Source organism: Allofournierella massiliensis, assembly GCF_004345265.1.
GTDB classification, from domain to species: Bacteria; Bacillota; Clostridia; order Oscillospirales; family Ruminococcaceae; genus Allofournierella; species Allofournierella massiliensis.
Map to the genome: position 1 here is coordinate 1 of NZ_SLUM01000055.1, position 8,057 is coordinate 8,057.

General features: G+C 57.1%; 8 protein-coding genes. 4 read left to right on the forward strand and 4 right to left on the reverse strand.

Annotated features, from left to right (window positions below):
• The first annotated feature begins 105 nt into the window (after nucleotides 1-105).
• The gene (locus EDD77_RS17505) at nucleotides 106-1,809 is read left to right on the forward strand and encodes a PASTA domain-containing protein (protein WP_058966580.1); all 1,704 of its coding nucleotides are present in this window, start codon (nucleotides 106-108) and stop codon (nucleotides 1,807-1,809) included.
• A gap of 137 nt (nucleotides 1,810-1,946) precedes the next feature.
• On the opposite strand, the gene rpsR is transcribed toward EDD77_RS17505, so the two are convergent.
• The 3 genes from rpsR to rpsF are packed head-to-tail and all read right to left on the reverse strand — an operon-like array spanning nucleotide 1,947 to nucleotide 3,000.
• On the reverse strand, nucleotides 1,947-2,201 hold the full coding sequence (gene rpsR / locus EDD77_RS17510; protein WP_187120513.1) for a 30S ribosomal protein S18: 255 nt from the start codon (nucleotides 2,199-2,201) through the stop codon (nucleotides 1,947-1,949).
• A 32-nt stretch (nucleotides 2,202-2,233) separates the two neighbouring features.
• The gene (locus EDD77_RS17515; protein ID WP_058966578.1) at nucleotides 2,234-2,701 is read right to left on the reverse strand and encodes a single-stranded DNA-binding protein; all 468 of its coding nucleotides are present in this window, start codon (nucleotides 2,699-2,701) and stop codon (nucleotides 2,234-2,236) included.
• A gap of 14 nt (nucleotides 2,702-2,715) precedes the next feature.
• A complete protein-coding gene (gene rpsF / locus EDD77_RS17520) occupies nucleotides 2,716-3,000 on the reverse strand; it encodes a 30S ribosomal protein S6 (protein WP_058966576.1) in 285 nt (94 codons plus the stop codon).
• A gap of 214 nt (nucleotides 3,001-3,214) precedes the next feature.
• Here rpsF and EDD77_RS17525 point away from each other — a divergent pair, with 214 nt between their 5' ends.
• Together EDD77_RS17525 and EDD77_RS17530 are read left to right on the forward strand one after the other, a co-directional pair.
• The gene (locus tag EDD77_RS17525; RefSeq protein WP_058966574.1) at nucleotides 3,215-3,433 is read left to right on the forward strand and encodes a hypothetical protein; all 219 of its coding nucleotides are present in this window, start codon (nucleotides 3,215-3,217) and stop codon (nucleotides 3,431-3,433) included.
• A 275-nt stretch (nucleotides 3,434-3,708) separates the two neighbouring features.
• Nucleotides 3,709-5,403: a carbon starvation CstA family protein gene (locus tag EDD77_RS17530; RefSeq protein ID WP_058966572.1), complete on the forward strand. Its 1,695-nt coding sequence runs from the start codon at nucleotides 3,709-3,711 to the stop codon at nucleotides 5,401-5,403.
• Nucleotides 5,404-5,560: 157 nt separating this feature from the next.
• On the opposite strand, the gene EDD77_RS17535 is transcribed toward EDD77_RS17530, so the two are convergent.
• Nucleotides 5,561-6,637, reverse strand: coding sequence for an RING finger protein (locus tag EDD77_RS17535; RefSeq protein WP_058966570.1), 1,077 nt, complete (start codon nucleotides 6,635-6,637; stop codon nucleotides 5,561-5,563).
• A gap of 180 nt (nucleotides 6,638-6,817) precedes the next feature.
• Here EDD77_RS17535 and prfB point away from each other — a divergent pair, with 180 nt between their 5' ends.
• The gene (prfB, locus tag EDD77_RS17540) at nucleotides 6,818-7,939 is read left to right on the forward strand and encodes a peptide chain release factor 2 (protein WP_058966568.1); all 1,122 of its coding nucleotides are present in this window, start codon (nucleotides 6,818-6,820) and stop codon (nucleotides 7,937-7,939) included.
• Nucleotides 7,940-8,057 lie beyond the last annotated feature (118 nt).

The following is an 8,057-nucleotide window of genomic DNA, read 5'->3' on the forward strand; positions in this document are numbered from 1 at the left end:
GCCAAGACACTCTCATTCTAACAGCTTAGGCAACGATACGGAAAAGACACGGCTGGCTGCCGTGCCTTAAACCGTAAATATATTGTAATAGGAGGCTTCTGACCCATGGGTCAAACCATTCTCTGCCCATACTGCCTGTCCAAGGTGGACCTGGGCCGGCCGGATTGCCCCTTCTGCGGCAAAGAACTGAACAATATGAACCCTCCGGGCACGCTGCCCTTTGCGTCGCTGCTGGCGGAGCGGTATACCATTGGCCGTCATCAGGCTACGGATGGCGAAGGCATCCTGTACGAAGCGGTGGAAAACACCGGCGGCGTGCGGGTGATGGTAAAGGAATACTATCCGGTTACCCTGAGCATTGGCCGGGATGAGAGCGGTCTTGTCATGCCGAAAGAGGGCAGGGAAGTGCTGTTCAAAACCACCCGGATGGACTTTGCAGATCTGTACCGGAGCATTCAGCGCATCACCCCAGCCACCGGTCTTGCCGCCGTGCTGGACGTGGTGGAGGAAAACAACACCGTTTACGCTGTATTGGAGCAGGTGGAAGGCGAAAGCCTGAGCCGTTATCTGTCGGAACACAGCCAGAATCTGGATCCGGCCCAGGCGCGCAGTCTGCTGCAGCCGATCATGGAAGGTGTGGCCACCATGCACAAGGCAGGGCTGGTGCACCGGGGCATCTGCCCGGATAATATCATTCTGAGCCCCGGTGGTGCGCAGGCCAGATTGTGCGGCTATGCAACGCTGGGCCTGAGAACGGCGGGCAGTGAGCTGAAAAGCCAGCTGTACGACGGGTATTCCGCGCCGGAACAGTATTCTGCTGCTGAATTCGAGGGCCGCTATACCGATGTGTACGGCCTTGCCGCGGTCTTTTATCGGCTGCTTACCGGGCAGGCTCCGGTGCCTGCCAATCAGCGCCGTGTCAACGACAGCCTGCAGGCAGCCCGGGCGCTGGAGCCGGAGGTTCCCGGCTATATTTCAGTGGTGCTTTCCGCAGCTCTGCGCATGGATCCGGGCAGCCGGATTCAGAATGTGCCGGAACTGATGGAGGCGCTCACCAGCCAGCGAGCGGCAGACAGTATTACTCCGCCCCAGCGCCAGCCGGAGCGCAGCGCGGTGCGGGAACAGCATATCAGCATCAGCACTCGAACCCTGCTCACCGGTTCACTGCTGGTGATTGTGGTGTTGTTTTTCCTGCTGATGTGGAGTATTCTGGGGCGGGAAGCTCCGCCTTCTGTTTCCAGCAGTGCGGCAACATCCTCCTCCGGCCAAAGTACGCCTCAGGTGCTTACGGTGCCCAATGTGGTGGGCCTTGTTTATGAGGATGTGCAGACGGATCTGGAATACACGGCGCAATTCCGTTTCATTGCGGTGGCCCAGGAATACAGTTCGGAGTATGAAGCAGGCACCATTCTGGAGCAATCGCCTCAGGCGGGCACCGAAACCAGCGAAGAGCGACCTCTCATCAGTGTTGTGGTGAGCATGGGGCCGGAATTGGTGGAGATGCCGGACATCAAGGGCTTTACTCAGGATGCGGCACAGCAGGAGCTGGAACGTATGCATATCAAGGCCAGCTTTTCCATGATCGATAACAATGGCGAATACGCCAGCGGCTGTGTGGTTTATACAGATCCGGAGGCGGGCACGGAACTTGATGCAGGAACCACCACGGTAAACGTGTATATCGCCAAGGAACGGGATATTCCGCAGGTGCCGGATCCAACTCCCGTACCCACTCCGTCGCCTGCACCAACACCCAGCCCCAGCCCGACTCAAACGCCTGCTCCCAGCCCGACTCCTCCGGTTGGATGAATCGGCAGTAAGAAAGGGCGCTGAAAAGCAAATAAAAGGCATGGCATTCCTGCAACAAGCAGCGAACGCCGTGCCTTTTTTGTGTATCAGAAATAAAAAATCCCCTGCCCGGATGGGCAGGGGATTCGGTGCAACGATTAGTCGCTCACGTAGGGCATCAGAGCAACGTGACGGGCGCGCTTGATAGCGACAGTCAGTTCACGCTGATGGAACGCGCAGGTACCGGTCACGCGGCGGGGAATGATCTTCGCACGCTCGCTGACGTACTTGCGCAGGCGGGCAACATCCTTGTAATCGATGTGCTCAACACGGTCTACGCAAAAGCTGCAAACCTTCTTACGGCCGCGGCGCATGGGGCGCTGGGGACGGCCTTCGGTTCTCTCAAAAGCCATGGCTTGTTACCTCCTGTTAGAATCGATTCATGTTAGAACGGAAGATCCTCGCCTTCGTCGATCACAGCAAAATCATCATTGCTGCCGGCGGAGTAAGTGGGGGCTGCCTCCATGGGAGCCTCGCGAGTGTATTCCGGGCGGGCGCTGCTGTAAGCACCGCCATTACCGTTTCCGCTGCCGCCCTTGCCGCCGGCGAAGTTCACGTTGTTTGCAACGATCTCAAACGCCTTGCGGTTGTTGCCGTTCTTATCCTGATAGCTCCGGGTCTGAATGCTGCCGTCAACGGCGATCAGGGAGCCCTTCTGGAAATACTTGCAAACGAACTCAGCGGTGGAACGCCAGGCAACGATGTCGATGAAATCGGCCTGACGCTGCTCGCCCTGCCGCACAAAGCTGCGGTCCACGGCGATGGTAAAGGTGGTCACGCTAACGCCCTGAGGGGTGTGGCGCAGTTCAGGGTCGGCCACAAGCCGGCCCATCAAAGCTACAACATTCAGCATTGAAAAATGCCTCCTTATTCAGCCTCGGCCACGATCATCGTACGCAGTACGCCATCGGTGATCTTGTAAACGCGATCCAGCTCGGCGGGGAAAGAGGGCTCGCTGGTGAACTTAATCACGGTGTAGACGCCTTCTTCCTCGTCGTTGATGGGATAAGCCAGACGGCGCTTGCCCCAATCGTCAACAGAATCGATGGTACCATTGGCCTCGATCAGGCTCTTGAACTTGCCAACCAGAGCGGTGGAAGCCTCCTCATCGAGAGCAGCGCTGGTAACCAGCATGGTCTCATACTTTGCCATTTCTGTGCACCTCCTTTTGGACTTATGGCCCGGTAAAACCGGGCAAGGATCACTGCCCTTCACAAGGCAGCAATTCATTATATCAAACACATGACGTCAGTGTCAAGCTGTTTTTTGAAAAAACAACAGCTTTTTTCTGGCGGCCGCTGATACAACGAACTGATTTCCATGATACAATAAAAACAGATAAAAGAAAAGGGGGCACGGGCCATAAATGAAGGTAAATAAACAAAAGCTCATGGCGCTGCTTTATGCGGCAGGTTTTCTGGTGCTCTGGAGAATTTATTGGGCATTGGTCGGCCTGTTGTGTGGCGGGCAGCCAATTGCATGGGAAAATGTTTTGTTTCTGTTTGCCTTACTTGGGGTGCCGGTGTTGCTTGTGCCTGGTTCCTGGCTGCTGGGAAGGGCTTTGAGCAGATTTCTGGAACAATAAACCGTATTTTGCAGATACAGGCCGAAAGCCGGAGATTTTCTCCGGCTTTTTTATATGAAAACCTTTATGTTGAAAACGCAGACAAAACTTATTGTCAAAATGGACAATAAGAAAAGTTTGTAAGAGCAAAACTAATGGCGTTTCTCCAAAAAATGGATGAACCCGTTGACAACCGTGCTTTAATTGAATAAACTTAGAAATCACTACCACGGCGACGTGCGAATGCGGGCGGACGTGCTGTGGGCAGACACTTGATAGAAGGGGAGAAACGAATCATGAATACGCTTGTCATCGTGCTGATCGCTGCGGTGTGCCTTGTGGCCGCCTATGCTCTTTACGGCCGCTGGCTGGCCAAGACCTGGGGCATTGATCCCAAGGCCGAGACGCCCGCCGTACGCCATAAGGACGGCAAAGACTATGTGCCCACCGACGGCTGGACTGTGTTCAGCCACCAGTTTTCCTCCATTGCGGGTGCCGGCCCGGTTACCGGCGCCATTCAGGCAGCTGCTTTCGGCTGGCTGCCCGTGCTGCTGTGGATCCTGCTGGGCGGTATTTTCTTCGGTGCTGTTACCGATTTCGGCGCACTGTATGCCAGTGTGAAGAATGAGGGCCGCTCCATGGGCCTGCTGATCGAAAAATACATCGGTAAGCTGGGCCGCAAGCTGTTCCTGCTGTTCTGCTGGCTGTTCACCCTGCTGGTCATCGCCGCTTTCGCGGATATGGTGGCTGGTACCTTCAATGCCTACACCGAGCCCGGTGTACTGGCCGAAGCCGCTCAGGTGAATGGTGCAGCCGGTACCATCAGTCTGCTGTTTATCGTGTTTGCCATGGTGTTCGGTCTGCTGCAGAAAAAGTTTGCCTTTACCGGCTGGAAAGAAGGCGCGGTGGGGCTGGTATGCACCGTAGCCGCTCTGGCGCTGGGCATGGCGATGCCTCTGATTGCGGGCAAAGAAGCCTGGGTCTACATCACCTTTATTTATATCTTCTTTGCGGCGGTGCTGCCCATGTGGCTGCTGAAACAGCCCCGTGACTACATGACCACCTTTATGTTCATCGGCATGATCGCCGGTGCGGTGCTGGGCCTGCTGGTGGCACATCCCGCCATGAATCTGCCTGTTTACACCGGGTTCAACAACGCCAGCCTGGGCACCCTGTTCCCGATCCTGTTCGTTACCGTGGCCTGTGGTGCGGTTTCCGGTTTCCACAGCCTGGTATCTTCCGGTACCTCCTCCAAGACCGTGAGCAACGAGAAGGACATGCTGAAGGTAGGCTACGGCGCCATGGTACTGGAAAGCCTGCTGGCTGTTCTGGCCCTGTGTGTGGCCGGTGCTGCCGCCGCGGCGGACGGCACCCCTGCAGCCGGCACGCCCTTCCAGGTGTTCAGCAACGGTGTGGCCGGTTTCTTCCAGATGTTCGGTGTACCCGTTTATGTGGCTCAGTGCTTCATGACCATGTGTGTGTCTGCTCTGGCGCTGACCAGTCTGGACGCAGTTGCGAGAATTGGCCGAATGAGCTTCCAGGAACTGTTCAGTGTGGATGACATGAGCAAAGCCGAGGGCTGGCGCAAGCTGCTGTGCAACACCTATTTTGCCACCATCATCACTCTGGCCGGTGGCTTTGTGCTCACCCGCATCGGCTACTCCAACATCTGGCCCCTGTTTGGTTCCGCCAACCAGCTGCTCAGCGCGCTGGTGCTGGTCACCCTGTGTGTGTTCCTGAAGGTTACCGGCCGCAGCAACAAGATGCTGTTCCCGCCGCTGATCATTATGCTCTGCGTTACCTTCACCGCTCTGGTGCAGCGGCTCATCGCTCTGATCAATGCGTATCAGGCAGGCAGCGCCACTTTCCTGGTGGAGGGTCTGCAGCTGATTCTGGCCGTGCTGCTCATTGCTCTGGGCCTGACCATTGTGATCAACTCGCTGCGTGCCTATGCGGCCGCCCGCAAAAACAGCGAGACTTCTGCTGCCTGATGCCGTTTCATTGAATCGGCTATGGAAATAACCCAAAAGTAAGCAAAAGCGCCCGTTCCGATTGACTGGAACGGGCGCTTTCTTATTATCCGTGCACAATAAAAATCCCCGCGCAAGGCCGCACACAGCTTCTGCAGGGGATTTTTATGGTCAGCAATTAAATCATGGTGGTGAGCACCGGCCAAAGGGCAAACATGGAAATTGCATAGATCACCACAATGCAGGCGACCACACTGATTACCGCACCCGATACGCTCACACCACCCGCTTTGGCCAATGCTGCAGTGGGATCCGTAGGCTGGGATTCCAGCACCCGGCGGATGTTTGCGGCACCCCGCCGACGGTAAAGCCACAGGGCAAACATGCCCTGCAGGAACATCAGCACAATGTTCAGTGTGCTGCATACGGCCAGAAGAACGTTCAGGGGCTGCTCCGGAATGGCAGCTGCCATGGGATGGCCTGCATAAGCCATAAGCTGCAGTACAATGGGAATGCGAAGCACTGCATTGATGGCCAGAAGCACCAGTCCTTCGGTCCACATTTTGCGATAGAAGAAGTAGAAGGGGCCGAAGAAGAAGGCGGCAAAGGAGGCCGAAACCTTACGGCCAGTGGCCTGCATTGCCTTGAAATTGGTCAGATAGTAGGCGGCGTTTTTGCCCAGATAGGACGCCCAGTCACGGGCTTTCACACCTTCCAGTTCCTCTTCCGGATCCACCCGCAGGCCGCCGGGCATAAAGTTCGCCTGGAATGCACCAAAGGGGTTGGAATAGTCCGGCTCCCGGGCGGCAAAAGGATCCTGCCCGCCGGAACCGGGGCCATACTGCGGAGGAATTTGACCGGAACCGGGACCGTACTGGGGCGGAGTCTGGCCATTGCCATAGCCATAGGGCGGCGGGGTCTGGCCGGGCCGCTGGGGAGCTCCCCGCAACGGTGCGCCACAGTTTTCGCAGAACAGGCCGGTGGCCGGATTGGGTGCACCGCATACCGGGCAGGCCAGCTGCGGGTCGGAATAGCGGGTGGAATCTGCACGGCCTGCTTCAGCGGCCTGGCTGGCAGCCGGGTCCGGTTTCCATTCAAAGCCGGTGCCATGTTTGGACTCGTATACACAGCCACCCTGCTTCTGGTAGCAGGCCCGGTGGTAGGGCGCGCCGCACTCGGGGCAGACCACGATATCGTCGGTTTCGGTGAAGGGCTGCTGGCACACAGGGCACTTGCAGCCGGTATAATTAGACATAAGAATGAACCTCCCAGATGGGGAAAAATACATGTATCCCTATTCTAACGCAAATCCCGGCAAATTGCAAAACAAAAATCCCGGGGCAAAGCGGCTTCCCCCTTGCTTTTGACAGGGTTTTTCGCTATACTGTTAACTGTATAATTTTGTTCAAATCTATAACAGAGAGGTTTTTCCTATATGATCACGATCGACGAGTTGAAGATGCAGATGGGCGCCCACAAAAATGCGGTGGACGAACTGGGCGACGCCCTTGCCATCGCTGCCAGCGAGAAGCGCGTGGCGGAGCTGGAGCACAAGATGACCATGCCCGGCTTCTACGACGATACCGAGGCCAGCCAGAAGGTGTTTGCCGAGATGAGCTCGCTGAAGGGCAAGCTGGAGCGCTACACCAAGCTGAAGGGTCTGTATGATGACGCCGAGACCATGCTGCTGCTGTGCGAGGAGGAGAACGACCCGGATCTGATTCCCGAGGCCGAGAGCGCCGTGGAGGCAGTGGCCCATGCGGTGGACGAGCTGCAGATGATCACCCTGCTCAGCGGTGAATACGATAAGAACAACGCCATCCTCACCTTCCACGCGGGTACCGGCGGCACCGAGGCACAGGACTGGGCCGACATGCTGTTCCGCATGTACAACCGCTGGGGTGTGGCGCATGGCTACAAGGTTTCCACCCTGGACTATCAGGACGGCGACGAGGCCGGCCTGAAGAGCGCCTCCATTCTGGTGGAGGGCCCCAACGCTTACGGTATGCTGAAGAGCGAGAACGGCGTGCATCGTCTGGTGCGTGTTTCGCCCTTCGACAGCCAGAGCCGCCGCCAGACCAGCTTTGCTTCTCTGGAAGTAATGCCCGAGATGGACGACAGCATTCAGGTGGAAATCCGCCCCGAGGATGTGGAGATGCAGGTGTTCCGTTCCTCCGGCGCCGGCGGTCAGCACATCAACAAGACCTCCTCTGCGGTGCGTCTGATCCATAAGCCCACCGGCATTGTGGTGAGCTGCCAGACCGAACGCAGCCAGTTCCAGAACCGCGACACTGCCATGAAGATGCTGGCTTCCAAGCTGTATCAGATCAAGGAGCAGGAGCATCTGGACAAGATCAGCGACATCAAGGGCGTCCAGAAGGAGATCGCCTGGGGCCACCAGATCCGCAGCTATGTGTTCATGCCCTACACCATGGTCAAGGACCACCGCACCGGCTACGAGAGCGGCAACGTGCAGGCCGTGATGGACGGCGATCTGGATGGCTTTATCAACGCCTATCTGAAGGCGGCCAGCCGGAACGAGCTGCAGGATGTATAATCCGTATTTGCGGCTTGAAGGAAAGTCAGGACCCCCGGCAAAGCCGGGGGCTTGAGTAAGCCCTAGAAGGGCATAATACAGACAACGCCCCTCAAGGGGCCACGAATGGGTCGGCCAA

What these genes read in the sequence shown, in the direction of transcription:
- EDD77_RS17505 (WP_058966580.1), top strand. Translation starts at nt 106, where the DNA reads ATGGGTCAAACCATTCTCTGCCCATACTGCCTGTCCAAGGTGGACCTG.
- rpsR (WP_187120513.1), bottom strand. Translation starts at nt 2,201, where the DNA reads ATGGCTTTTGAGAGAACCGAAGGCCGTCCCCAGCGCCCCATGCGCCGC.
- EDD77_RS17515 (WP_058966578.1), bottom strand. Translation starts at nt 2,701, where the DNA reads ATGCTGAATGTTGTAGCTTTGATGGGCCGGCTTGTGGCCGACCCTGAA.
- rpsF (WP_058966576.1), bottom strand. Translation starts at nt 3,000, where the DNA reads ATGGCAAAGTATGAGACCATGCTGGTTACCAGCGCTGCTCTCGATGAG.
- EDD77_RS17525 (WP_058966574.1), top strand. Translation starts at nt 3,215, where the DNA reads ATGAAGGTAAATAAACAAAAGCTCATGGCGCTGCTTTATGCGGCAGGT.
- EDD77_RS17530 (WP_058966572.1), top strand. Translation starts at nt 3,709, where the DNA reads ATGAATACGCTTGTCATCGTGCTGATCGCTGCGGTGTGCCTTGTGGCC.
- EDD77_RS17535 (WP_058966570.1), bottom strand. Translation starts at nt 6,637, where the DNA reads ATGTCTAATTATACCGGCTGCAAGTGCCCTGTGTGCCAGCAGCCCTTC.
- prfB (WP_058966568.1), top strand. Translation starts at nt 6,818, where the DNA reads ATGATCACGATCGACGAGTTGAAGATGCAGATGGGCGCCCACAAAAAT.